Raw genomic sequence first — 22,302 nt, 5'->3', positions numbered from 1 at the left:
CCTCACATGCGAATTCAATACCTCGCTTATTTTTCCAATGTGATGGTGGATTATTCGTCAGGAGGAATGTTTTTCTACGACTACCATATACTCATCGATGGCAAATGATTGGATGCGGTTGTTTTCTTCTTGAATGCAAAAGTGGCTCTTTGCTTCAGTGGGCGCTTGTTTGAAAAATTCTTCAACGGCTTTTTGGTCTGCTTCGTTGTCTAATGTACGGCATATCCAGTCTGAAAAAGGCATGACCTTCTTCCGAGTGAGGTGCTTTTTGACGGTCAACTGGTGGGTGTGGAAAAGTTTTTCCCATTCACTGACTTTAAGGGCGCGGACGTGGCTGTAATCACGCTTTTTCTCAAATTGATTATAAAACTCATCCAATTCATTTTTTTCAGGCGCTACGTTATCGATCATTAAAAACCGTCCGTTGTCTTTTAAAACGCGTCCCACTTCCTCAATGAATTGATGTGGGGAAGGGAAGTGGTGGGGGGCTATGCGGCAGGTGACGAGGTCGAAAATGTTATCAAGAAAAGGCAGTTGTTCAGCATCTGCGACCACGTATTCGATATTCTGTTGGGACGTTAAGTGACGGGCGGTGTTTTGCAGCATATCTTTTGTGAGGTCTGTGGCGAAAACCGTTCGGCAATGGCTGCTCAACGCTTTTGCGACATGTCCTCCTCCTGTAGCGATATCCAATGCTTTATGGGATGGGTCGGGCTTCAGCCACTCTACAATGGCATCAAGATCCGCTTGCTTTTTATGGGTCGTACTGTCGACATACGCCTGTTTGTTCTTCGAAAATACTTCCTGAACGTAACGTTTCATTTCATCTGACATATGAAATCCCTTCTTTCAAATTGTTGTTGACCAATAGTTATTCAAGAATATGGCAGGTTTCTTGAAGGCTCAGTTTCGAGACGTTTGTTGAGTGGATGGGGGCTGCGGGGAATAGCTCGCTTTCCGCGGGAGCGCGGTGAGCCTCCTCGGACTGCGTCCTGTGGGGTCTCACCCTGCATTTTTTCCCGCAGGAGTCTCGCCATTCCCCTCCGCTCCCTTTGCCATATGAGGTTCTCGAAATCATTTCCGTGATTTACAGTACTTCTGCTTAGAAAAGCAGGAAGGGATTAGCCTTCACATCGGGCTATCCCAGCATAAAAGCTTGATACAGAGCGTTTTTTCTTATAACACAGAGATAATGGAAGACACCCTAGCTTGGTCTAGGGGTTCGTTTCTCACCGATATTGCATGGGGTGGTTGGGAAGCTGCGAGACTCCCGTGGGAGAAGGAGATAGGCGAGATCCCGCAGGACGAAGTCCGAGGAAGCTCGGCGCTCCCCCACAGGAAAGCGAGTAGCTTCCCAGCCCCCCTAACGCTCAACCAGGGCAACGAATCCCGAAAACATCTCGAAAATGAGTCTTCAAGTAAAGGGAGCTTATCTTCAATATTTAACAGGGCTTATTTTTATTGTAAGCAAAACGGGTGATTTGCGATAATATGGAATTTTTATAGAAAGCGATAAGATAAAGTGAATACGTATAAGGTTTTGAAAAATGGGCGAGGATGAGGGTAAGAAAGCTTTGACATACAAAAGATTACATTGTAGGATATGGAGAAGATACGTATAGTTTCGTTGACGAGAAGAGTAGGCTTTTATTCCGATCTCAAGAGAGTCGCTGGCAGGTGTGAAGCGATGACGGGTAATAGCTGAAGATCATCTCTGAGAAGTTCTGCTGAAATGATACAGAGTAAGTGGAACCGGTGGGCGGCCGTTATCCGTTATGTGAACCGAGAGCCGTGCATAAGATGCGCGGAATATGGGTGGTACCGCGGAATCAAATCCGTCCCTGTTTTTACAGCAGGGGCGGATTTTTATTTTGTTCCTGCCGTCATTGGAAGTTTTTAATCATTTTTTTCTATACAAAAAAATCAAAGGGTAAGAGGTGGAAGAAATGCGCAGTGTCAATACGAAAGAAGCGGCTTTAGACCGCGAAAATCGTGTCAAAGATTACTGGAATAAAGAGAATGTCTTCCGTCGCTCCATGAACGAGCGCGAAGGTGCAGAAACATTTGTTTTTTATGAAGGACCGCCGACAGCAAACGGGCTTCCTCACGCGGGTCACGTCCTTGGCCGTGTGATCAAGGACTTTGTCGGACGTTACAAAACGATGCAAGGTTATCAAGTGCTCCGTAAAGGCGGCTGGGATACGCACGGTCTGCCGGTAGAGCTTGAAGTCGAGAAGCAGCTCGGCATCTCCGGAAAACAACAGATCGAAGAGTACGGGGTAGAGAAGTTCATCGAGAAATGTAAAGAAAGTGTCTTCAACTATGAAAAAGAATGGCGCGAATTTACAGAATCGATCGGCTACTGGCTGGATATGGATGATCCGTATGTGACTCTTCAAGATCGTTATATCGAAAGTGTCTGGTATATCCTGAGTGACCTTCACAAGCGTAACCTGCTTTCTAAAGGCCACCGTGTTACACCATACTGCCCGAGCTGTCAGACGACACTAAGCTCTCACGAAGTGGCGCAGGGATATGAAGATGTCAAAGACCTTTCCGCAACGGCGAAGTTCAAAGTGAAAGGTTCTGAAAATGAATTTTTCCTTGGCTGGACGACAACGCCTTGGACGCTGCCTGCCAACGTTACGCTTGCCGTTCACTCGGATCTTGATTATATCAAGGCGAAGAAAGATGGCGAAGTGTACATCGTAGCTGAAGCTCTTGCCGAGAAGAACCTTGGGGAAGAGTACGAAGTCGTTTCCAAGCATAAGGGGAGCGAATTCAAAGATGTCGAATATCACCCACCTTTCCCGTTCGTGAAGCCTGAACGTGGTCACTTCGTTGTCGAAGCAGACTTCGTCAACGCCGAAAGCGGTACAGGTGTCGTTCACATCGCACCAGCTTATGGTGAGGATGACTACAACTTGGTGAAGGAAAACAACTTGTCCTTCTTCAATGTCGTAGATGGTCAAGGTCGTTACACAGAAGATATCCCTCCATTTGAAGGCCGATTCGTCAAAGACTGTGACGTCGACATCGTGAAATACCTTGCGAATGAAGGACTCCTTTTCCATAAAGAAAAATACGAGCACAGCTACCCACATTGCTGGCGATGTGATTCTCCTTTGCTTTACTACGCAATCGAGAGCTGGTTCATTAAGACGACAGAACTGAAAGATCAGTTCATCAAGAACAACCAGGAAGTGACTTGGCACCCGAACCACATTAAAGATGGACGTTTTGGTAATTTCCTTGAAAACATGGTCGACTGGAACATCGGTCGTAACCGCTTCTGGGGAACACCACTTCCAATCTGGATGTGTGATTCTTGTGATCATCAGTACGCACCGCACAGTAAAGCAGATCTTCAAGAAAAAGCGATTGGCGATATTGGTGATGTTGAACTTCACAAGCCATACGTCGACCGCGTACAGGTAACGTGTGAAAAATGTAATGGCACGATGAACCGCGTACCAGAAGTGATCGACGTATGGTTCGACTCTGGTTCTATGCCGTTCGCCCAGCAGCACTACCCGTTTGAAAACAAAGATCAGTTCGAGAAACAGTTCCCTGCGGACGTCATCTGTGAAGGAATCGACCAGACGCGTGGATGGTTCTACAGCTTGCTAGCTGTCTCCACATTGTTCACGGGTAAAGCACCATACAAGCGTGTCCTTTCCACAGGTCACATCCTTGATGAAGAAGGACGCAAAATGTCCAAGAGTAAAGGGAACGCTCTGAACCCGACAGATCTTGTAACGAAATTCGGTGCCGACGCCTTCCGTTGGGCCTTGCTTGCTGACAGTGCACCATGGAACAACAAGCGTTTCTCCGAACGTGTTGTCATCGAAGCGAAATCAAAAGTCATCGACACACTTGTAAACACGCACGGTTTCTACACGTTGTATGCGAATATCGATGGTTACACGTTCGATAAGAATGAAGAAGGCGAAAAGACACTGCTTGACCGCTGGGTGCTTTCCCGCCTGAACAGTGTGACAGGTGTCGTAGAAGAAGCCTTGAACGACTACGACTTCACGAAAGCTGCGAAAGCTCTTGAGAAGTATGTCGATGAAGTGAGTAACTGGTACATCCGTCGTTCCCGTGACCGTTTCTGGGAAGAAGGCATGACAGAGTCCAAGAAAGCGGCTTACCATACGCTTCATGAAGTATTGGCACAGCTCAGTCAGCTGATGGCTCCGTACACGCCGTTCCTTGCTGATGACATCTATCAAAACTTGACGGGTGAAAGTGTGCACTTGGCGTACTTCCCGAAAGTGGACGATGCGGTGGTAAATACACAGCTTGAAAAAGATATGGATGCTGTACTGCAAGTGGTTGAGCTTGCTCGTGGAGTCCGTAATACGGAATCCATCAAGACGAAGCAGCCGCTATCTGAGCTTGTCGTCATCCCGGTCAACCAGGATCAAGGAAAAGCGCTCGAAGAATACAGCAGCATCATCCGTGATGAGATCAACGTTAAGGAAGTTGTTGTGAAGCAATCTTCTGATGATCTTGTCCGTTATGAAGTGAAGCTGAACTTCCGTGCGGCAGGACCTGTCTTAGGAAAGAACGTGGGTCTCGTGAAAGGATACCTCGAGAAGCTTTCGGACGAAGAAGCAGCGAAAATCGTCCAGGACGAAAAAGTTGTTGTACCGACGGGGGATGGGGAAGTCGAAGTAACGATGGATCTGTTGAACGTAGAACGTGTCGCGGATGCTGGACTTTCTATGGGATCCAACCAGGACTTCCACGTTGTGCTTGATACGAACATCACAGAAGAGCTTCGTCTTGAAGGCCTTGCGCGTGAAGTCATCCGTGTCATCCAGGATGAGCGTAAACAACAGGACCTTCCGATCGACCTTCGTGTCGACATCGCCCTTGATGGAGATGCAGACGTAAAAGAAGCCATTCAGCAAAATGAACAGCTGATCCGTGAAAATGTTCTAGTGAATGATTTGACGGTCGGTGAAAAAGAAGCGATGAAAGAGTACACAGTCGGTGATCACCAGCTGAAACTAGCGCTTCAAAAGTAAGAGTTGAAAAACTGGAGCATCCGATGCTCCAGTTTTTTTATTTTCAACAAGAGGATTTGGGTCTGTAGTATCGAAGTAAACAACGAATACGAACATTCAGGAGGTATAACCATGTTCAAGAAAATGGCCAGTGATGCACTGGGTTTGAGTGACATTGGAAAGATCATCAGAAAAGAAGACTTTGATAAAGCACAGTCCGATGATTTTGTATTGACGGAAGACGGGGAGAAAATCCATTTTTTAATCAAGTCAAAAAGTGATGAATACTGCTTTACGAACCGTGCGCTTATCCACCTCGATGGTGACAAAGCGACAAGCAGTAAACGGAACATCAAACGCTATGACTATTACCAGCATCCGATTCGCCATGTATCTGTGGAGACGGCGGGGACGATCGATCTGGATTTAGAAATCAAGTTTTACATCGGTGATCAGTACATGAGCATCGACATCGCCAAGGATGAAGGAGAAGCGATTGCGGATTTGTATAAATCCCTTGTATCCATCTCTCAAATCCAGGAGGAAAATCAGCGCCAGGCGGCTTTTGCGAAAGACAGCATTGGAATGGCCCAGGATCTTATCCATGACAACCGGTTCCATGAAAATGATATTTCGAAAGAATTCAGTGATGCGGCTACTTTTGCGTATGATTGGTTTACACAAAAATACAAAGAGAATACTCGCAAAGACTTTGACGATGTGTTTGAAAAATATATTCAGAATTAAAGAAAACCCGGATCATGTTTTTCGCATGGTCCGGGTTTTCTTTAATTTGCAGCTTCTCTGAACGCTTTTTCAGTACCAACAAAGCTTAGCAAAGTGGAGAGATCTTTCCCTTCTTCTGATTGGCAGTTGCTCACATACACCATTGGCCCGCGGCGAGTCACGTATTCACAATCGAATGTGCCGGCAGGAGACGACGGATAGGCACTATAATTGTTGATGAAACGGATGGCCTCTCCATCGTAGGAGAAGGAGTTTTGATAATGGGAGCCGTCAGGACTGAAGATGGATACGTCAACATTGTCTTCCACCCCTTGCTCAACGTTGTTAATAAAAGTGGACAATTTTTTAATGTTTTCAACTTCTAATGCCCCGTCTTTTAATTGATCAAATTGTTCGGATTGATGTTCAACAATCACATGTCCATCTTCTTTCGCATCTTCAACCGTGTAGGGTTCTTCTGTTTCACCTTCCGAACAAGCGGCTGTAAAGAACAGGCATGCTATCCACAATAACTTCCTCATATAATCCTCCTACTATGTAATACAAATTCCTTATATTTCCATTATTGCGTAAGAGGCGAAGGATGTACACACCTTAAAAAGAAAAGCCGCCTCAGTAGTGAGTGCGGCTTCTGACCTATTCTTGTTCTTTCAATTCGTATAATGGAACCTTTTGAACGATATTCGGCTGATCTGTCGGGTGAATGCGCGCCATTTCATTACGTTCAATAACCTCTTCGATGTAAATTTCACGGTCTTCGTGCATGACCGAAATCATGTCTTCAGATTTGAAGATTTCTTTTGCGCGTTCTTTGTTCATCTCAACAACCCCTCCTTTTAAACGTAATATTCTCAAGAATGGGCTGTGGTATTCTTCTCAAAATAACGTTAAGTCACTTTCAAAAAACGTTAGGGCACTTTCACTCACTGTTAAGTCACTTTTTCCGTCCAATAGGGCACTTTCATCAATCATTCACGCCCTTACCAACATCCGGTCCAATGCTTTTCGCGCATCAGAAGCAACAGTAGACTGGACTCGTATCAAGTTCTGTGGCCGACCTTCTGCTATCGATTCAAGTGACCAGGCCAGATGGGGGAGGTCGATCCGGTTCATCGTCAGACACGGACACATTCTCGGGTTCAATGAAATGATGTGCTGCTCCGGATGTTCCTGGATGATGCGGTTGACGAGGTTCATTTCCGTTCCGATGGCCCATTCACTTCCGGGTGGAGCATTTTCAATCGCCTGGATGATGGCGTTGGTGGACCCTGATAAATCAGAAAGCTCTACGACTTCACGGCTGCATTCGGGGTGGACGATGATTTTCATATTTGGGTGGTCGGCACGAACTTGTTCAACATTGGCGACCCTGAAGTTCTCATGAACGGAGCAGTGTCCTTTCCATAGAATCACTTTGACAGCTTCCAAAGGGCCGTCATAGATCAGTTCTTCCACAATCGGATCCCAGACTGCCATTTGATCGAGCGGGATGCCGAGGTCGTAGGCCGTATTTCTTCCCAAATGCTGGTCAGGCAGGAAGAGGATTCGTTCTTTCTCGGAAAAAGCCCACTTCAGCATATCTGCGGCATTCGAAGAAGTGACGGTGGCTCCGCCATTCTTTCCTACAAAAGCTTTAATGGCTGCTGTTGAATTTACATAGGTTAGGGGCAGGATGGTATCATCAAAAAGGTCCATTAAACGATCCCATGATTTTTCTGTCTGTTGGATGTTCGCCATATCTGCCATCGAACATCCCGCGCGCATATCAGGAAGGTAGACGTGCTGGTCTTCCCGCGTCAAGATGTCAGCTGTCTCGGCCATGAAATGAACGCCGCAAAAAACGATAGCTTCTGCTTTATGTTGGGTCGCGGATAACTGCGCGAGTTTTAAAGAATCACCACGTGCATCAGCAAATTGAATCACTTCATCTTTTTGGTAATGGTGGCCAGGTAAGAAAAGTTTCTCTCCCATTTCTCTTTTTATTTGAAGGACTCTCTCTTCAAGGTCCTTTGTTTCCATTGTCTTGTACCGCTCAGGCAATGTGTTCTGTTCAATCGTTTCAAAAAGGTTCATCGTATTTCCTCCTTTGGTGTGGCTACACGGGCGCTGATATCAAGGGCTTTGGCGGAATGGGTCAGTAATCCGAGGGAAATATAGTCAATCTCAAGACCACGGTAATCAGGTAAGGTCTCGAGCGTGATTCCTCCCGAGGCCTCCGTCGTGATCGAAGCAGGGACCAGGGTGGAGAGGTGTTTGATTTCTGCGGGCGTCCGGTTATCGAACATAATGATATCGGCACCTGCTTCTACAGCTTCCACGACCTGGTTTTCCGTTTCTGTTTCTACTTCAATTTTGACAGTATGCCCGACAGATGCTTTCGCACGGGCGATGGCTTCACGAACCGAACCAAAAAACGCAATATGGTTATCTTTCAGCATGACGGCATCGTAAAGGCCGAAACGGTGGTTGTAGCCTCCGCCAGTCCGGACAGCATACTTTTCAAAAGAGCGTAATCCAGGGGTGGTTTTACGTGTGTCACAAATCTTGATGTTTTCATCATTTAAGGCGTCAACGGCCTTGCTTGTCAGCGTAGCGATTCCACTCATCCGTTGAATGAGGTTGAGGATGACTCTTTCCCCTTTTAAAAGCTCGCCCACAGGACCTTCGATAGTGGCGATCGTTTGGCCCGTGCGTACCCAATCTCCGTCATGAATATAGAGTTCAACCGAAATGCCAGCGTCTAGCAGCCGATAGCCATCTGTGATGATGTCTCCCCCGCAAAAAACGCCTTCTGATTTAGATGTAAAGGTCAGTCTGCCATGGTGATCTTTTGGAAATAAAAAGTCGGTACTGTAATCATGCTCCCCAATATCCTCCGTAAAGAAGGCTTCTAACTGTTGTTTACGTTTCCATGGATTCATGAGCTTCCCTCATTTCTAATGTTCTTTGTCTGATGATTTGTTTGTTTTGCCATTCCAACTGCTCTTCAGGAAAATCGCTGCGATAATGGCCGCCTCGGCTTTCCTCACGCTCGAGGGCGGAGCGGGTGATCAGCCAGCATGTTTGAAGCATAAACATTCTCGTCATTTGCTCGAATGTGAGCATACTTAAGTCATAGGCCCTCCATTCGGATGGTCGGACGAACGATTCTAACCACTGCAGATGGTCGACTAACCTTTGTCCATCCCTCATGATGCCGACGTTTTCCATCATCCGCTGCTGGATCTCGGTTTTGGAGGGGAGTTGGAAAGGGAAGGGCTTTCTTTTTCTGTTGGCTTCCTTAGGTCGAGAAAAATAATCCGAGCTATATTGCAAATGTTTGGCCAGTCTTTTTCCATAAACGAGTCCTTCAAGAAGTGAGTTGCTTGCCAGTCGGTTGGCTCCATGTACACCTGTACAAGCGACTTCCCCAATGGCATACAAACCTTCCACTGTTGACCTTCCGACCCTATCCGTTTTCACTCCACCCATAGAAAAATGGCAGCCGGGAGCTACTGGAATCTGCCCTTTATTCAGGTCCACACCGTACTGCAGGCATAAATTTGTGATATGGGGAAACCTTGTTTGAAACCTGTCTATGCCCCTTATATCCAAATAGACGTTTTCACCGGTTTTCTTTTTTTGATAAATCGTTTGCGAAACCACATGCCTAGGTGCGAGGTCTCTAAGAGGGTGAACGTTTTCCATGATCGGATTCCCCATTTCATCAACGAGCACGGCCCCTTCTCCGCGTACCGCTTCCGAAATCAACCCCACCGGCTTTTCTTGTATGTACAGAAGGGTAGGGTGGAACTGAATAAATTCCATGTCGGTAAGTTCTGCACCTGCTTGATAGGCGAGCGCCATCCCATCACCCGTCACAGAAGAGGCATTGGATGTGGATGAATACAATTGTCCACATCCCCCTGTCGCAAGGACGGTGTGGGGTGCATGGAATTCGTGAATACCATAGGCATCCGTACTTTTCACCCCAAAGCAACTTCCGTCTTCGTTTGTCATCAACTCAAAAACAAAATGGTTTTCAAGAATTACGATGTGAGGGGGGAGGGATTGTATCAAGTAATCCATAAGAACTTTTCCTGTTTGATCCCCACCTCCATGGATGATTCGGTTCTGTGTATGGGCGCCTTCTTTGCCAAGAGCAAGGATACCCTTTTCTTTATAATCAAAAGTACAACCATCCGTTTCCAGTTCTCTGATGATTTGCGGGGCTTCTTCCGTCATCATGAGTGTCGCTTGATGATTATTCATTGATCTTCCAGCAATGACTGAATCTATGAAGTGATAAAAGGGGTGATCACGGTCACCTATAGCTGCAGCAATTCCACCTTGAGCTAAACGAGAATTTCCATGACCGAGCGAGGACTTTGTGATAATAATCACATTTTTGTCCGCAGCAAGTTGCCGGGCGAGTTGTAAGGCCGCTACGCCACTACCGATGATGATGATATCTGCGGTCCGAACCATGAATTTAACCTCCATAAATATACATGTGTATTTACACTTATATTTACACACTGTTAAACTATTGACAAGAGATTTGGATCAAAAAGGAGAGAGAAATGTGGAGAGGTACTTTGATTATGCGGCGACATGCCCGGTGGATGAGGATGCGCTCGAGGCATACATTCACGCGACTCGTAATTATTCTGCCAATACGAAAAGCTTACATGATTCCGGAACAAAAGCTCATGCATTGTTGGAACAATGCCGAAATACAATAGCAGGGCTAATGGGGGTGGAACAGGAAGGGGTCTATTTCACGAGTGGAGGCACGGAAAGTAATGAAATTGCGATCCACGCTCTGCTGAAAGCGGGAAGAGGAAAGCACATCATTACCACGGATGCTGAGCATTCTTCTGTACGGAACTTTATCCAGAAATACGAAGGAGAGGGTTATAAGGTAACGAGAGTTCCACTGAATGAAGCGGGAAGCGTCAATCTTAAAGATGTGGAAAGGGCAGTCCAAGAGGATACTGTTCTCATGGCGATCCAACATGTGAATTCCGATATTGGAACGGTGCAGCCGATTCGCGAGCTATCAGATGTTTGCCGCTCGTATGGCATTCTTTTTCACAGTGATTGTGTTCAGTCCTTTGGAAAAGTGACGATGGAGGAAGTGGCACCCTATGTCGATAGTCTCTCGGTGAGTGCACACAAACTCTACGGACCGAAAGGGGTAGGAGCGGTTTATATTCGGCCGACACTTTCGTTTGCTCCGAAAATCCCGGGGGGCACGCATGAAGGGGGAGTCAGAGCGGGAACTGTCAACACACCGGGCATTGCCGGATTTACGGTCGCCGCTGAAAAAATGGTGAGAGAAAGACATAGGATTGAGTCGAAGATTTTGGAACTGAAAGAAACGTTTCTTAGAACAGGAGAGTGGAAGGTCGTAGGAGACACAGCGGATCATGCAGTGCCGATCATCGGTCTGATTCTACCGGAGATGGAAGGGCAATTTGCGATGCTTGAAGGGAATCGCCGTGATTTTCATTTTTCCACGGGGAGCGCCTGCCATGCAGGCAGCCAGGAGCCGCCAGGTACATTGATTGCGATGGGCTATGATGTGGAAGAGGCCAAGTCTTTCATCCGTCTTTCTTTAAGTCATCACCAGAAGAATGAGCAGATAAAGGAACTTGCTCTTTTCCTAAAAGGGTTATGTAAGCCGACCGTGTCTCGGTGAATTTTCTTCAAGACTGCACCTGTACATAGGGTGGAGCTGTTGAATAGATGCCTCTCTTACCCGTACCGGTTACGATCAGGGAGGAAACCCGTAGTCAGGAAAAACGGTGACAGGTATGAAGGTTTTCCTTCTGAATCATAGTTTGTCCTTTTTGTTCATAGGATGATGGGTGAGAGGAGGAGCCTGGTTTGGGATTGTTGCATGAATTCAAACAGTTCACCGTCCGTGGAAGTGCCGTTGATATGGGAGTTGGGATGGTATTGGGTGCCGCTTTCAGTGGATTTATTGATTCACTTGTGACGGATATTTTACTTCCGCCTGTTGGTGTTTTGTATACAAAAATGAATTTTGAGAATATGTTTCTCAGTCTGGATGGATCGGTTTATCCTTCCCTTACGGCTGCTAAAGAAGCGGGAGCGGCCACCATCAATTATGGTCTGTTTGTTACGGCTTCTGTCCGTTTTATCATCATTCTTTTTGCGGTTTTTCTCGTCGTCCGGCAAATCAACCGCTGGAAAAAACCTCACCAGCACCCTTTGCATGGGATGACAAAAAAAGAGTGCCCTTATTGCTGTATGCCAATTCCCACTCAAGCCATTATCTGCCCGAATTGTTCATCTTCACTTGAAGCCAATCCTTCTCCGCGCAAGCAAGTGAAGACGAAATGGCGGATCAAATAAAAAAGGCGAATCCTAAAGAGGATCCGCCTTTTGGTTTTCATGTATTATTCTTCGCTGTCTTCGCTCTCTGTGTCACTTTGTTCCTGCTCTTCTGTTTGATCTTCATCCATTTCACCGTCTTCTTCTCCACCACAAGCAGCAAGGGTCAAAACAGATACCATACCTAACGCCAACATCCATTTCTTCAACATGTAAAAAATCCCCTTTCCAAAGTGAGTTACGTATAAAAGATACCCGTCCATTGTTAAGGGGAAGTGAATATAGTGTAATTTTATGGTAATGAAATCAGCTAGTTATTGTTCTTCATCATCCATGGCATCATCATCTTGACCATTGTCTTCGGTATCGCTTGAATCATCTCCTTCCATACCTCCATTTTCTTCATCCATGTTATCCTCGGATTCTGTATCATCTTCACCCATATCGCTCTCTGTATCATTCGAATTCTCTTCTGTGTCTTCCATTTCTTCCTGGTTTTCGTTCTGATCTTCTTCCATGTCCCCGTCGTCCTCTCCACCACAGCCGGCTAGAGTGAATACAGTTGCCATACCGAGAATGATCAACCATTTTTTCATACTTCCCACTCCTTCCTGTTTGTTACCCTTATCCCCGGTGATGACATCTACGAAACGAAAGTTTGAAACTTGAGACTAGGGTCTTCGTATAAAAGGTAGAGGTGATTTTATGAAGAAAACCATCGTGTTCATTTTCACGTTGATTTTAAGCTATGGGCTTGTTTCCTGGGGGACTGGTCTGGTTCTGACCCTTCTTCATGAGCCTGATCCATGGATGATCAATGGCGGAGAAGACCCGTCGATTGTGAAAATCATGCCAGCGCTCATGTTGGTTCTGCCTATACTGATGGCTATTCTAATAACCAATATCTTTGGTAAAGCGAAGGGGTTAAAGGAATGAAAATGATTCATTTGCAAGAGAAAGTGGATTTGGTCGACCCTGCCATCGACATTTTTTGGGATCAGTGGGGAAGTGAAGATAACTTCATGCTGTATGAAGACTGCATTCGTCAATCATTAAAAAATGGGGATGATTTGCCGCAGTTTTATATCCTCATGGACAAGAACGAAATCATTGGCACGTATGCTCTACTCAGAAATGATATGAACAGCCGCCAGGACCTTTGTCCATGGCTTGCGTGCCTTTATGTTCATCCGGATCATCGAGGACGAAAGGTCGGGAAACAGCTGCTAAGTCATGCCAGTCAGGAAGCGGATAGGTTGGGTTACGATTTTATTTATTTGGCTACTGACCTGGAAGGATATTATGAGAAATATGGTTGGGAACAGGAAGGGGAAGCCTTTGGCATATCTGGTGGATCTATAAAAGTTTACATAAAAGCCACGTAAGTATATCCAGATTTTCTCATCGTGAATCCAATGAAATAGGGCATCCTACATTTATGAATACGTAGGAGGAATTGCATTGGAAAACAAAGTAAGCCGTTGGTGTCTTGTTAGTATGGCTTCGATTCCCCTTGTGATGACGCTCGGAAATTCCATGCTGATTCCGGTATTGCCGATTTTCGAGAAAAAGGTAGGCATCACATCTTTTCAATCAAGCACAATCATCACCAGCTATTCCGTAGCGGCCATTATCCTTATTCCTGTTGCCGGCTACTTATCCGATCGTTTCGGCAGAAAGTTAATCATCCTTCCGAGTCTAGTCCTTGCTTTCATTGGAGGGTTGATCGCGGGATTTTCTTCATGGAAATTGGATGATCCCTTTCTCTGGATTACGGTTGGACGAATTCTTCAAGGGATTGGCGCAGCCGGGGCGACCCCGATTATTCTGCCTCTCGTTGGAGATTTATATAAAGACGATGACGAAAAAGCGAGCTCCTGCCTTGGTATCATTGAAACATCAAATACGTTCGGGAAAGTTCTGAGTCCGATCCTGGGTTCTCTTTTTGCTGTGTTTTTATGGTTTTTGCCGTTCTTCTCGATTTCCTTTTTCAGTTTAATCTCCATTGTTCTCGTTTTCTTTTTTATAAAAGTTCCTAAAGGGAAAAAGGAGAAACCGCAGCCGTTCAAGCAATTTTTGAAAAAGACAAAAGAAATTTTCAAACAGGAAGGAAAATGGTTGTATCCGGTTTTTCTATTAGGGGCTTACGCCATGCTCGTTTTGTTTGCGGTGTTGTTCTTTATGTCAGATATCCTTGAGAAAACACATAACATTGAAGGTGTGAAGAAAGGATTCGTCCTTGCCATCCCACTGTTCACCTTATGTGTATCAGCCTTTGTGACTGGAAAGAAAATCAAAGGTGACACAACCGTCATGAAATGGGTGCTTGTCATTGCACTGATTATGGTATCAGCAAGCGTTATTTTTGTCGGTTTCGTCAATGAGAAGTTGTTTCTGCTTCTAGTTGTAACAAGTATATTAGGAACGGCGATCGGTGGAATGCTCCCGACCCTTGATGCCCTCATCACAGAAGGGATTGAAAAAGAAGAGCGTGGTACGATTACGTCTTTTTACAGTTCATCAAGATTCATGGGAGTAGCCGCAGGTCCTCCGTTGATGTCGCTGCTAATGAAAGAATATTTGAATATCAGTTATATCGCCAGCGGGGCCTTAGGTGGTCTTCTTCTATTGATTGTTCTCGTATTCATTAAGCCCGAAAAAAGCGGGGATCAAACCAGGACCGCATAAAAAGCGCCTTCCACTATGATGGAAGGCGCTTTTGGTTAACAATATTGGTTATAAGCGTTCGTGAGGTTGGCTACAATTTCTTCGACTTCATAATCCTCAATTTCTTCACGAGGGATGAAGTGGAGAACCTGTCCATCTTTCAAAAGAGCCATGGAAGGCGAGGATGGCTCATAGCCTTCCAAATAGTCACGCATGCGTGATGTTGCTTCACGATCCTGGCCGGCGAATACAGTTACGAGATTTTCAGGATGTTTTTCATTGTTGAGCGATTCACGGGCTGAAGGGCGGGCCAGTCCAGCTGCACATCCACAGACGGAGTTGATGACCACAAGGGATGTTCCTTTCGTTTCGCTGATAAATGTGTCCACTTCTTCAGGGGTTGTCAATTCTGTGAAGCCTGCGTTCGTCAATTCATCACGCATCGGCTGGGAGATTTCTTTCATATACGCTTCATATGGATTCATAATGATAGCCTCCTATTGTTGTTTTTTCTTAGTCGCTTGAGTCATTTGGTGCCAGACGGATCCTTTAGCTTCTTCGCCGCCTTCAATTCTTTCGATGGCCATATTGATCTGCAGACGAACTTCAAATTCCGGATCATCAGCAGCTTCTTTCAAGGCAGGGAGGGCGGTCTCATCGCCAAGTTCATACAAGTACATTGCTGCACGCCAACGAACGAGTTTGTTGGAATCAGAAAGTGACTCCATCATTTTTGGCATAGCCTCTTTAAAGCCGAGGTCCGAAATGCAATCGCCCGCTGTTCGTCGTACAGTGACTGATTTATCATTGAGCGCCTTGTAGAGATACGGGAGTGTTTCAAGTTCTTCAATCATACCAAGGTAGGCGGTCGCGAGACGTCTGATTGATGCCTTCTCATCATCCAGGGCTTTATCAAGCAGGCGATAGTCCTCTGCTGTCGGATCCATTCGGTCTAAAGCCGCATAGCGAACTTTCCAATCGTCATGATCCAGCGTTTCTAAGCTGACTTTCGTCTTTTCTTCCTTTGGTTCGACATCAACCAATTCTTGGTCAAACGCTTGTTTAACAAGAGATTCCAGTCGTTCGTCGTCATAACTTGCCGAAAGTTCTTCTTTTACCTGTTCCCCAATTTCAGCCACGTCACCATAGCGCGGGTTCTGCTCCACCCACTTACGCTCCATGATCATGTTCGGAGAAGCGGGAGCTGCTTTCATAGCTGCTTCCATGAAACGTTCAGGAAGTCCTACACGCGTTTCCTCTTCGCCTTCCTCAAGTTTTACTTGCATCGGCAGGCCGCGGAACATCTGCACGAACACACGGACTTCCCCGAAATGTTCATCCGGTTCTTCCTGTTTTTGTAAAGATGCATCTTCGGCTTGTTCCGATCCGAAAACCTTCCTTACTTCTGGGAGAATCGCTTCCCATGAAACACGTGCATTTCTTTCTAGTGCGATGAAGTCAGTCACGTGGTAAAGGCCTTTAACACCTTCAATTTCAAAAAGATGCTGGACAAAGTCAGGCGCACCTTTGCGTTCATCGTCTTTTTTATAATTGTGAGTCTCGCCGTCCGGCAAGGTTTCGTTTAAATTAATCTTCATTGAATTCGGACTTGGTGTCGGTTCAATGGATACGATTTTCACTGAGTATAACCCCCTAACAATCTGATCATCTTTCCATCCGGTTCCGAGGGATCTGCCCTCATTCCATGCTTCCATCTTATCAAAAATTCCCAAGCTCATCCACGCATCCGTCCCCGCCCTCCATTGTTCCACTAAAGCTACCTATTGTGGAAGACTCAGTTTCGAGACTTTTGTTGAGTGGATGGGGCTGCGGGGAACAGATCGCTTTCTGCGGGAGCGCGGTGAGCCTCCTCGGACTACGTCCTGTGGGGTCTCACCCTGCACTTTTTTCCCGCAGGAGTCTCACCGTTCCCCTCCGCCCCTTTGTCATATAAGTATCTCGAAACCACTTCTGGAATAAGCTGCTTTTGCACGTTGTCTTTCGAACGGAATGGACTTCTAAGGACGCCATTCAGCATGCTGAAAGCTTGTGATAGATCGCTTTATACTAAACACACCATGATAGTGGGAGACCTTTCAACTTGGTGCAGGGGTTCGTTTCTCACTAACATCGAAAGGGGTGGTTGGGAAGCTGCGAGACTCCCGCGGGAATGGATGGACTGGCAAGACCCCACAGTGCGAAGCACGAGGAGGCTTGCCGTCATCCCCGCAGGAAAGCGAGTAGCTTCCCGACCACCCTGACGCCCAACAAAGCAACGAACCCCGGAAACATCTCGAAACTGAGTCTTCCACAATCCTGCCGTATACTTGAACATTGTAAAATTTTTCATAAATTGTGAAACCAGATTGATTTTGCGTCGTAGAGTAGGTGTGTTGATAAAAAGGAGGGGGAAGAATGGCGGAGCCAGTTATGCAGTTGAAGAATGTCAGGAAGACAATTGGCAAAAAAACGATTATTAAAGGTTTAAATTTTGATATATACGGAGGGGAAGTGTTTGGTTTTCTTGGGCCTAACGGTGCAGGGAAAACAACAACAATCCGGATGATGGTCGGGTTGATGAAAATGACGGATGGGGATGTGATCATCCAAGGGGAGAGTGTACAGAACAACTTTAAAGGAGCTATCCGTCACGTAGGCGGAATCGTGGAAAATCCTGAAATGTATCCTTTCATGAGCGGGTGGAAAAATCTCGTTCATTACGCCCGTATGATGCCCGGAGTGACGGAGGAACGCATAAAGGAAGTCGTCAAGCTTGTAGGATTAGAAAAAAGGATGAAGGAAAAAGTAGGGAAATACTCGCTTGGGATGCGTCAGCGCCTTGGAATTGCTCAGGCTTTATTACATAAACCATCCATCCTCATTCTTGATGAACCAACAAACGGGTTGGATCCGTCCGGAATCAGGGAAATACGTGCGTACATCCGGAGGCTGGCAAAGGAAGAAGGAGTAGCTGTGATTGTGTCGAGTCACATTCTTTCTGAAATGGAGATGATGTGTGATCGGATCGGTATCATAAAAAATGGAGAATTGATTTCCATACAGACCGTTCAGGATGCCCTGCAGCAAACGGAGGAAAAGGAAGTATCGATTGAAGCGACGCCTGTGGATCAAACGATGGTTGCTCTTAAAGAAATGACTGGCAAGGATGTGAGCCTTAAGGAAGAGCTCCTGACTTTCACAGTGGAAAAAGAAAAAATTCCGACCGTTGTTGCAGACTTAGTACAAAAAGGGATTCAAATCTACAGTGTCAACGTCAACCGCTCAACGCTTGAAGATAAATTCTTGAATTTGATTGGAGAGGGAGCCATTGAGTAACTTTTTTCAACTGATCAAAAATGAACATATGAAGCTTTATAATCAAAAGGCGACGTGGATCATGGCTATTCTGTTAGTGGTTTCCATTATCGGAATAGGGGCTTTGCTTAAAGTCGATGCGGGCATTACGGGTGGAGAAGCTCCGACCGGTGACAATTGGAAACAGGAACTTCAGCAGCAGAATGAGCAATTGATGTCCGCGGGAGAACAGCCGCCAGAGATTGAGTACCCGGCATATACGAATGTTGAAATGAATCAATACCGCATTGAGAATGACCTGAAGCCAACGGCCTATAATGGTTGGGATTTTGTCCGTGACAACCGGACATTTGTCGCGCTGGTGAGTTTATTTACAATTATAGTTGCAGCAGGCATTACAGCCAATGAATTTCGCTGGGGTACAATCAAGCTCTTATTGATCCGTCCAATATCGAGGTCGAAGTTCTTGCTTGCGAAATATGTCTCCGTTGTCTTGTATGCGTTCACTATGCTTCTTGCCTTATACATCTTGTCCTTTTTAGTGGGATCTTTATTGTTTGGAATGGACAGCTTTTCACAGACGTATGTATATACTCAGGCTGGTGAAGTCAAAGATGCCGGTATCTTTTCATTTACTGTTTCACAATACTTATTGAGTTTTGTAGAATTAATTATGATGGCTACGTTCGCGTTCATGATCGCCGCTGTATTCAGGAATACATCTCTTGCTATCGGGGTGTCGATCTTCCTCATGATGGCTGGAAGCTCCATTATCGTTTTCTTCATGGAAAAAGAGTGGGCGAAATATATCTTGTTTGCAAATACGGACTTGAGCCAGTACATGTCCGGGACACCATTCGTATCAGGAACTTCTCTTGGGTTTTCCATTGCAGTTTTAGCGGTATATTATGTACTATTCATGGCTTTAGCATGGGGCTTTTTTACAAAACGTGACGTAGCAGGAGCATAAAAAAGGAGGAGAAGGAAATGAAACGTACGGTAGAAATCGTTCTTACCATCATCGGAATTGTTCTTTTTGGACTTCCTGTTCTGTTGAGTGGTGTATTGTTAAACTCTGCAGACAATCCGCAAATACAACAAGAAATTGAAAACTTCATGAATTCCCCGGAAGTGCAGATGGAAGGGGAAATGAGTTCCACAGATATGACCCAGATGTTCGAAATGATGGGATCATTCGCGATGTTCGTCTTGATCGCCTCTTTAATTGCGATCGGGTTAGGTATTCTGGCAGCTGTGTTCCTTAAAGGGAATAAGAAGCCAAAAGCAGCGGGCATCATTTTAATTATTTCCGCGATTATCTTTACGTTTGCGACTGTCTTTATGGGATTGTTCGGCGGCGTAGCGTATTTGATTGCCGGAATTGTTGCACTCGTCCGTAAACCGAAGAAGACCGCAACCGACGAAGCGATCAGCTATTAGGTAGGAAAAAGGCGTGGCTCTAAAGCCGCGTCTTTTGGTTTATCATCGACCAAAAGTTTAGCTGCTTAAACGACGAAAAAAGCGCTCGGCTGAAGCTGAGCGCTTTTTAGCGGAATGAAAAACTATGGTGATTAATCTAAATACCTATTCATTACATCCACATCTGCACTCTGACGGTCATAGACGCTTCCTTCCTGCGGGCGGAGACCACTGCCGCCACAGACCTTACATGTATAGCGCCACTCTTCATCATCCATTAACAGACCTTCTCCATCGCAAGCGAGGCAGAATTCATCTCTAGCCATCCTCATTCCTCTTTTCCTTGTTTCTCTTACCATTTCTCAAACCCATCAGGTTATACAGGGGAGATTACATTTTTAGAGAAACGGGAATGTGAGAATCATTGGAGGGATGACCGTGGCAAATCAGGAAAACCAGCAGGAAGCAGATGTAAATGAAAACAATGATTCAAATCAGAAAATAGATCGTCCGGGACGTCAATTTTATATTCCGTCCCAAATTGTAGATGAATTTGGTGAAAAGGGAAGGGATCACTTAAATAAGCCTTTTCGCGCTCAATTTTTACTCGCACTGACGGCGGGATCTTTTATGACATTCGGAGCCGTCTTTTCCATACTTCTTGCCGTTGGAGTTGAGACGAAAGGTGTCTATCACCTTTTATCCGGGCTTGGGTTCGCGGCAGGGTACTCGATGGTCTTCATATCAGGGGCCGTCCTTTTTACGGAAATCAATGTTCTTTTACCCTCGTATTTGTTTAATAAGGCAGGGTTGATGAAAACGAACATCTATAAATTCTGGTTGTCCTCCTACATCGGAAATATTATTGGAGCCTTTCTGGTAGCTGTACTGATCCAGTGGTCCGGCTCATTCGCCAGTACATTTTATCCTGAACTTGAAATGTATTTAGATCATAAAATGAAATTCATGGACCATGGGGTCAAAGGGTGGTTTCAGGTTCTGATATCCGGTGTACTTGCCAACTGGCTCATCGGAATGGCGGCCTTTCTGACAACCTCTGCCAGGGATTTAACTGGTAAAATCCTCGGAACCACCTTACCTGTCGTTCTTTTTGTAGCAGGGAATTTCCAGCACAGTGCTGCTAATATGGGATACTTCAGTATGGGATTTTTAGCTTCTGATAAATACACTTGGTATGAATATATCTTTTTTAACCTTGTACCTGCCAGTATCGGAAACCTTATTGGAGGGGCGATATTGGTTTCCTTATTGTTCTCTTATGCATACAAAGAGGACATTCAAACCTCCTTGGGAAGAAATAAGAATAAGAAGGGGGCTAAACAATGAAGCAAATCATAGCTATGGGTGGAGGTGGCTTCTCAATGGAGCCCGAAAACCCGCTGTTGGACGATTACGTGTTAAATCAAGTAAATAAAGAAAGACCGAAAATCTGCTTCGTCCCCACGGCTAGCGGGGATTCGGACAGTTACATCGAACGATTCTATGAAGCGTTCAAGGAAAAAGCGGAAGCGACCCATTTGTCCTTATTCAAGCCTCCAACGAGAGATCTACGGAAATTTGTGCTCGAACAGGACATCATTTACGTAGGCGGAGGATCGACGAAAAACCTGCTCGTCCTTTGGCGGGAGTGGGGCCTGGATGAAATCATGAAAGAAGCATGGGAACAAGGAGTTGTCCTTGCGGGGATCAGTGCAGGAGCCATTTGCTGGTTTGATGAAGGGGTGACGGATTCCTACGGCGACCAGCTGGAACCGCTGGAATGCCTCGGATTTCTACCAGGAAGCTGCTGCCCTCATTATGATGGAGAGGAACAGCGGAAACCGACGTACACTTCTTTTATTAAAGCTGGATCGATTCGTCCAGGCTATGCGCTCGATGACGGAGCGGCTGTTCATTTCATAAACACGGACCCAGTGAAGAATGTGAGCTCACGCAAAGGAGCAAAGGGCTACTATGTAAGGGTGGAAGCTGAGGAAGTTGAAGAAAATGAACTGGAAATGACATACTTAGGCTGACGAAACCCCCTCGACTTGATATCAAGTCGAGGGGATTTTTTAGTCAGTGGCGTCTATAGTAGAAAAAGGTGCACCAGGTCATCCATATTAGGGTGACCTGGTGTGGTAATTTTAAGTAGCTACTCGAACAACAGGATTTCTGGGTCTTTTTTATAAGTGTGGACTAACATGGCGTGCAATTGCCCGCGGTGGTGGTACATATGGGCGACCGTCTGGACGAGCCATTCAAAGCGTGTGTTGGTCACACCCCACCAGGACGTGGTTTCTGTGTACAGGTGCTCTTCGGTGTAGTTTTCAAATTGTGTTTTTAATTGCGCAAAGTTTTCAAATAGACGTTCTAAGATTTCATCTTTTGTTTTCATTGATACCGTTTCATAGAAGTGCTCCATTTCTGCTTTTGAAGCCCCTTCTGTGATGTGCCCATCAGCCGCAGGGATTGCTGCAATGTGTTCAAGCAATTCCCCAATGGAGTACTTTCCCTCCGTCGGTCTTAGGGTCAAATCTTCTTCTGATAACTGACCGACCATTTCGGAAATGGATGCTATAACGACTTCTAATTGATGAAAAGCGCTCTGACAGTACATATTCATAGGAACACAACCTTATTAAAATTGTTATTCCTCCTTCTATTCTCCGACGTTCGACTAAATCCCTTTCCAAAGCGAAAAACTACATGAAACGACGAAAATCGCCCTAAGGTTTCATTTGATTCCTACATAGAAAGACCTACATCCAAAAGCGCGTAGTGAATTTTTAGAGAA

24 protein-coding genes and 1 other annotated feature are annotated in these 22,302 nt (G+C 45.6%); of the genes, 12 read left to right on the top strand and 12 right to left on the bottom strand.

Going from position 1 to position 22,302, the window contains the following annotated elements; genetic code table 11:
- Positions 1-57 precede the first annotated feature (57 nt).
- Positions 58-834 carry a class I SAM-dependent methyltransferase gene (locus tag LC065_RS03375; RefSeq protein ID WP_226594554.1) on the bottom strand — a complete coding sequence of 259 codons (777 nt, stop codon included), beginning with the start codon at positions 832-834 and terminating at the stop codon, positions 58-60.
- Between the two features lie 784 nt (positions 835-1,618).
- Positions 1,619-1,846, top strand: a binding site (T-box leader).
- A gap of 100 nt (positions 1,847-1,946) precedes the next feature.
- On the opposite strand from LC065_RS03375, the gene ileS reads away from it, so the two are divergent.
- Together ileS and LC065_RS03365 are read left to right on the top strand one after the other, a co-directional pair.
- Positions 1,947-5,036, top strand: coding sequence for an isoleucine--tRNA ligase (gene ileS / locus LC065_RS03370; RefSeq protein ID WP_226594556.1), 3,090 nt, complete (start codon positions 1,947-1,949; stop codon positions 5,034-5,036).
- Positions 5,037-5,147: 111 nt separating this feature from the next.
- Positions 5,148-5,762, top strand: coding sequence for a PH domain-containing protein (locus tag LC065_RS03365; RefSeq protein ID WP_226594559.1), 615 nt, complete (start codon positions 5,148-5,150; stop codon positions 5,760-5,762).
- Between the two features lie 41 nt (positions 5,763-5,803).
- Here LC065_RS03365 and LC065_RS03360 read toward each other — a convergent pair whose 3' ends face one another.
- The 5 genes from LC065_RS03360 to nadB form a co-directional block, all read right to left on the bottom strand.
- Positions 5,804-6,283 carry a hypothetical protein gene (locus LC065_RS03360; protein WP_226594563.1) on the bottom strand — a complete coding sequence of 160 codons (480 nt, stop codon included), beginning with the start codon at positions 6,281-6,283 and terminating at the stop codon, positions 5,804-5,806.
- A gap of 115 nt (positions 6,284-6,398) precedes the next feature.
- Entirely contained in the window at positions 6,399-6,581 is a 183-nt protein-coding gene (locus LC065_RS03355) for an H-type small acid-soluble spore protein (RefSeq protein WP_226594567.1), read from the bottom strand.
- A gap of 153 nt (positions 6,582-6,734) precedes the next feature.
- Positions 6,735-7,835, bottom strand: coding sequence for a quinolinate synthase NadA (gene nadA, locus LC065_RS03350; protein WP_226594570.1), 1,101 nt, complete (start codon positions 7,833-7,835; stop codon positions 6,735-6,737).
- On the bottom strand, positions 7,832-8,683 hold the full coding sequence (nadC, locus tag LC065_RS03345) for a carboxylating nicotinate-nucleotide diphosphorylase (protein ID WP_226594573.1): 852 nt from the start codon (positions 8,681-8,683) through the stop codon (positions 7,832-7,834). Before nadC ends, nadA begins: the two co-directional genes overlap by 4 nt.
- Positions 8,664-10,229 (bottom strand): L-aspartate oxidase, encoded by a 1,566-nt coding sequence (nadB, locus tag LC065_RS03340; protein ID WP_226594576.1) that lies wholly within the window; start codon positions 10,227-10,229, stop codon positions 8,664-8,666. The genes nadC and nadB overlap by 20 nt, the downstream gene beginning before the upstream one ends.
- A gap of 97 nt (positions 10,230-10,326) precedes the next feature.
- On the opposite strand from nadB, the gene LC065_RS03335 reads away from it, so the two are divergent.
- Together LC065_RS03335 and mscL are read left to right on the top strand one after the other, a co-directional pair.
- Complete coding sequence (locus LC065_RS03335; protein ID WP_226594579.1) at positions 10,327-11,445, top strand: IscS subfamily cysteine desulfurase; 1,119 nt, start codon at positions 10,327-10,329, stop codon at positions 11,443-11,445.
- A 188-nt stretch (positions 11,446-11,633) separates the two neighbouring features.
- Positions 11,634-12,125: a large conductance mechanosensitive channel protein MscL gene (gene mscL, locus LC065_RS03330; RefSeq protein ID WP_226594581.1), complete on the top strand. Its 492-nt coding sequence runs from the start codon at positions 11,634-11,636 to the stop codon at positions 12,123-12,125.
- Positions 12,126-12,169: 44 nt separating this feature from the next.
- Here the strand turns inward: mscL and LC065_RS03325 are convergent, their stop codons facing one another.
- Together LC065_RS03325 and LC065_RS03320 are read right to left on the bottom strand one after the other, a co-directional pair.
- Positions 12,170-12,316, bottom strand: coding sequence for a hypothetical protein (locus tag LC065_RS03325; RefSeq protein ID WP_226594583.1), 147 nt, complete (start codon positions 12,314-12,316; stop codon positions 12,170-12,172).
- A gap of 102 nt (positions 12,317-12,418) precedes the next feature.
- A complete protein-coding gene (locus tag LC065_RS03320) occupies positions 12,419-12,700 on the bottom strand; it encodes a lipoprotein (RefSeq protein ID WP_226594585.1) in 282 nt (93 codons plus the stop codon).
- 109 nt (positions 12,701-12,809) lie between these two features.
- On the opposite strand from LC065_RS03320, the gene LC065_RS03315 reads away from it, so the two are divergent.
- From LC065_RS03315 to LC065_RS03305, 3 genes are all read left to right on the top strand, one after another.
- Positions 12,810-13,040, top strand: a complete 231-nt coding sequence (locus LC065_RS03315) for a hypothetical protein (protein ID WP_226594587.1) — start codon at positions 12,810-12,812, stop codon at positions 13,038-13,040.
- Entirely contained in the window at positions 13,037-13,489 is a 453-nt protein-coding gene (locus LC065_RS03310) for a GNAT family N-acetyltransferase (protein WP_226594588.1), read from the top strand. Before LC065_RS03315 ends, LC065_RS03310 begins: the two co-directional genes overlap by 4 nt.
- Before the next feature lie 112 nt (positions 13,490-13,601).
- Positions 13,602-14,792, top strand: coding sequence for an MFS transporter (locus tag LC065_RS03305; protein WP_226594629.1), 1,191 nt, complete (start codon positions 13,602-13,604; stop codon positions 14,790-14,792).
- Between the two features lie 35 nt (positions 14,793-14,827).
- Here the strand turns inward: LC065_RS03305 and LC065_RS03300 are convergent, their stop codons facing one another.
- A complete protein-coding gene (locus tag LC065_RS03300) occupies positions 14,828-15,256 on the bottom strand; it encodes a BrxA/BrxB family bacilliredoxin (RefSeq protein ID WP_264187956.1) in 429 nt (142 codons plus the stop codon).
- Positions 15,257-15,268: 12 nt separating this feature from the next.
- Positions 15,269-16,411 (bottom strand): conserved virulence factor C family protein, encoded by a 1,143-nt coding sequence (locus tag LC065_RS03295; protein WP_226594590.1) that lies wholly within the window; start codon positions 16,409-16,411, stop codon positions 15,269-15,271.
- Positions 16,412-17,186: 775 nt separating this feature from the next.
- Here LC065_RS03295 and LC065_RS03290 point away from each other — a divergent pair.
- Genes LC065_RS03290 through LC065_RS03280 form a run of 3 tightly spaced genes read left to right on the top strand, consistent with a single transcriptional unit; the run spans position 17,187 to position 19,526 of the window.
- A complete protein-coding gene (locus tag LC065_RS03290; protein ID WP_226594592.1) occupies positions 17,187-18,107 on the top strand; it encodes an ABC transporter ATP-binding protein in 921 nt (306 codons plus the stop codon).
- Positions 18,100-19,056 (top strand): ABC transporter permease, encoded by a 957-nt coding sequence (locus tag LC065_RS03285; RefSeq protein WP_226594602.1) that lies wholly within the window; start codon positions 18,100-18,102, stop codon positions 19,054-19,056. Before LC065_RS03290 ends, LC065_RS03285 begins: the two co-directional genes overlap by 8 nt.
- Before the next feature lie 17 nt (positions 19,057-19,073).
- Positions 19,074-19,526, top strand: coding sequence for a DUF4064 domain-containing protein (locus tag LC065_RS03280; RefSeq protein ID WP_115893298.1), 453 nt, complete (start codon positions 19,074-19,076; stop codon positions 19,524-19,526).
- Between the two features lie 131 nt (positions 19,527-19,657).
- Here the strand turns inward: LC065_RS03280 and LC065_RS03275 are convergent, their stop codons facing one another.
- Positions 19,658-19,831 carry a hypothetical protein gene (locus LC065_RS03275; protein WP_226594604.1) on the bottom strand — a complete coding sequence of 58 codons (174 nt, stop codon included), beginning with the start codon at positions 19,829-19,831 and terminating at the stop codon, positions 19,658-19,660.
- Between the two features lie 112 nt (positions 19,832-19,943).
- On the opposite strand from LC065_RS03275, the gene LC065_RS03270 reads away from it, so the two are divergent.
- Together LC065_RS03270 and LC065_RS03265 are read left to right on the top strand one after the other, a co-directional pair.
- On the top strand, positions 19,944-20,852 hold the full coding sequence (locus tag LC065_RS03270; protein ID WP_226594606.1) for a formate/nitrite transporter family protein: 909 nt from the start codon (positions 19,944-19,946) through the stop codon (positions 20,850-20,852).
- Positions 20,849-21,541 carry a Type 1 glutamine amidotransferase-like domain-containing protein gene (locus LC065_RS03265; RefSeq protein ID WP_226594608.1) on the top strand — a complete coding sequence of 231 codons (693 nt, stop codon included), beginning with the start codon at positions 20,849-20,851 and terminating at the stop codon, positions 21,539-21,541. The genes LC065_RS03270 and LC065_RS03265 overlap by 4 nt, the downstream gene beginning before the upstream one ends.
- 119 nt (positions 21,542-21,660) lie before the next feature.
- Here the strand turns inward: LC065_RS03265 and LC065_RS03260 are convergent, their stop codons facing one another.
- The gene (locus LC065_RS03260) at positions 21,661-22,131 is read right to left on the bottom strand and encodes a DinB family protein (RefSeq protein ID WP_226594610.1); all 471 of its coding nucleotides are present in this window, start codon (positions 22,129-22,131) and stop codon (positions 21,661-21,663) included.
- Positions 22,132-22,302: the final 171 nt, after the last annotated feature.

The organism is Halobacillus litoralis, assembly GCF_020524085.2.
Classification (GTDB): domain Bacteria; phylum Bacillota; class Bacilli; order Bacillales; family Halobacillaceae; genus Halobacillus; species Halobacillus litoralis_E.
Note: the sequence above shows the minus strand (reverse complement) of the source record. Positions and strands in the feature narration are given on the sequence as shown.

Bases quoted from the DNA above. Each gene is read 5' to 3' on its own strand.
- LC065_RS03375 (WP_226594554.1), bottom strand. From the start codon at position 834: ATGTCAGATGAAATGAAACGTTACGTTCAGGAAGTATTTTCGAAGAAC.
- ileS (WP_226594556.1), top strand. From the start codon at position 1,947: ATGCGCAGTGTCAATACGAAAGAAGCGGCTTTAGACCGCGAAAATCGT.
- LC065_RS03365 (WP_226594559.1), top strand. From the start codon at position 5,148: ATGTTCAAGAAAATGGCCAGTGATGCACTGGGTTTGAGTGACATTGGA.
- LC065_RS03360 (WP_226594563.1), bottom strand. From the start codon at position 6,283: ATGAGGAAGTTATTGTGGATAGCATGCCTGTTCTTTACAGCCGCTTGT.
- LC065_RS03355 (WP_226594567.1), bottom strand. From the start codon at position 6,581: ATGAACAAAGAACGCGCAAAAGAAATCTTCAAATCTGAAGACATGATT.
- nadA (WP_226594570.1), bottom strand. From the start codon at position 7,835: ATGAACCTTTTTGAAACGATTGAACAGAACACATTGCCTGAGCGGTAC.
- nadC (WP_226594573.1), bottom strand. From the start codon at position 8,683: ATGAATCCATGGAAACGTAAACAACAGTTAGAAGCCTTCTTTACGGAG.
- nadB (WP_226594576.1), bottom strand. From the start codon at position 10,229: ATGGTTCGGACCGCAGATATCATCATCATCGGTAGTGGCGTAGCGGCC.
- LC065_RS03325 (WP_226594583.1), bottom strand. From the start codon at position 12,316: ATGTTGAAGAAATGGATGTTGGCGTTAGGTATGGTATCTGTTTTGACC.
- LC065_RS03320 (WP_226594585.1), bottom strand. From the start codon at position 12,700: ATGAAAAAATGGTTGATCATTCTCGGTATGGCAACTGTATTCACTCTA.
- LC065_RS03315 (WP_226594587.1), top strand. From the start codon at position 12,810: ATGAAGAAAACCATCGTGTTCATTTTCACGTTGATTTTAAGCTATGGG.
- LC065_RS03310 (WP_226594588.1), top strand. From the start codon at position 13,037: ATGAAAATGATTCATTTGCAAGAGAAAGTGGATTTGGTCGACCCTGCC.
- LC065_RS03305 (WP_226594629.1), top strand. From the start codon at position 13,602: ATGGCTTCGATTCCCCTTGTGATGACGCTCGGAAATTCCATGCTGATT.
- LC065_RS03300 (WP_264187956.1), bottom strand. From the start codon at position 15,256: ATGAATCCATATGAAGCGTATATGAAAGAAATCTCCCAGCCGATGCGT.
- LC065_RS03290 (WP_226594592.1), top strand. From the start codon at position 17,187: ATGGCGGAGCCAGTTATGCAGTTGAAGAATGTCAGGAAGACAATTGGC.
- LC065_RS03280 (WP_115893298.1), top strand. From the start codon at position 19,074: ATGAAACGTACGGTAGAAATCGTTCTTACCATCATCGGAATTGTTCTT.
- LC065_RS03275 (WP_226594604.1), bottom strand. From the start codon at position 19,831: ATGGCTAGAGATGAATTCTGCCTCGCTTGCGATGGAGAAGGTCTGTTA.
- LC065_RS03265 (WP_226594608.1), top strand. From the start codon at position 20,849: ATGAAGCAAATCATAGCTATGGGTGGAGGTGGCTTCTCAATGGAGCCC.
- LC065_RS03260 (WP_226594610.1), bottom strand. From the start codon at position 22,131: ATGAATATGTACTGTCAGAGCGCTTTTCATCAATTAGAAGTCGTTATA.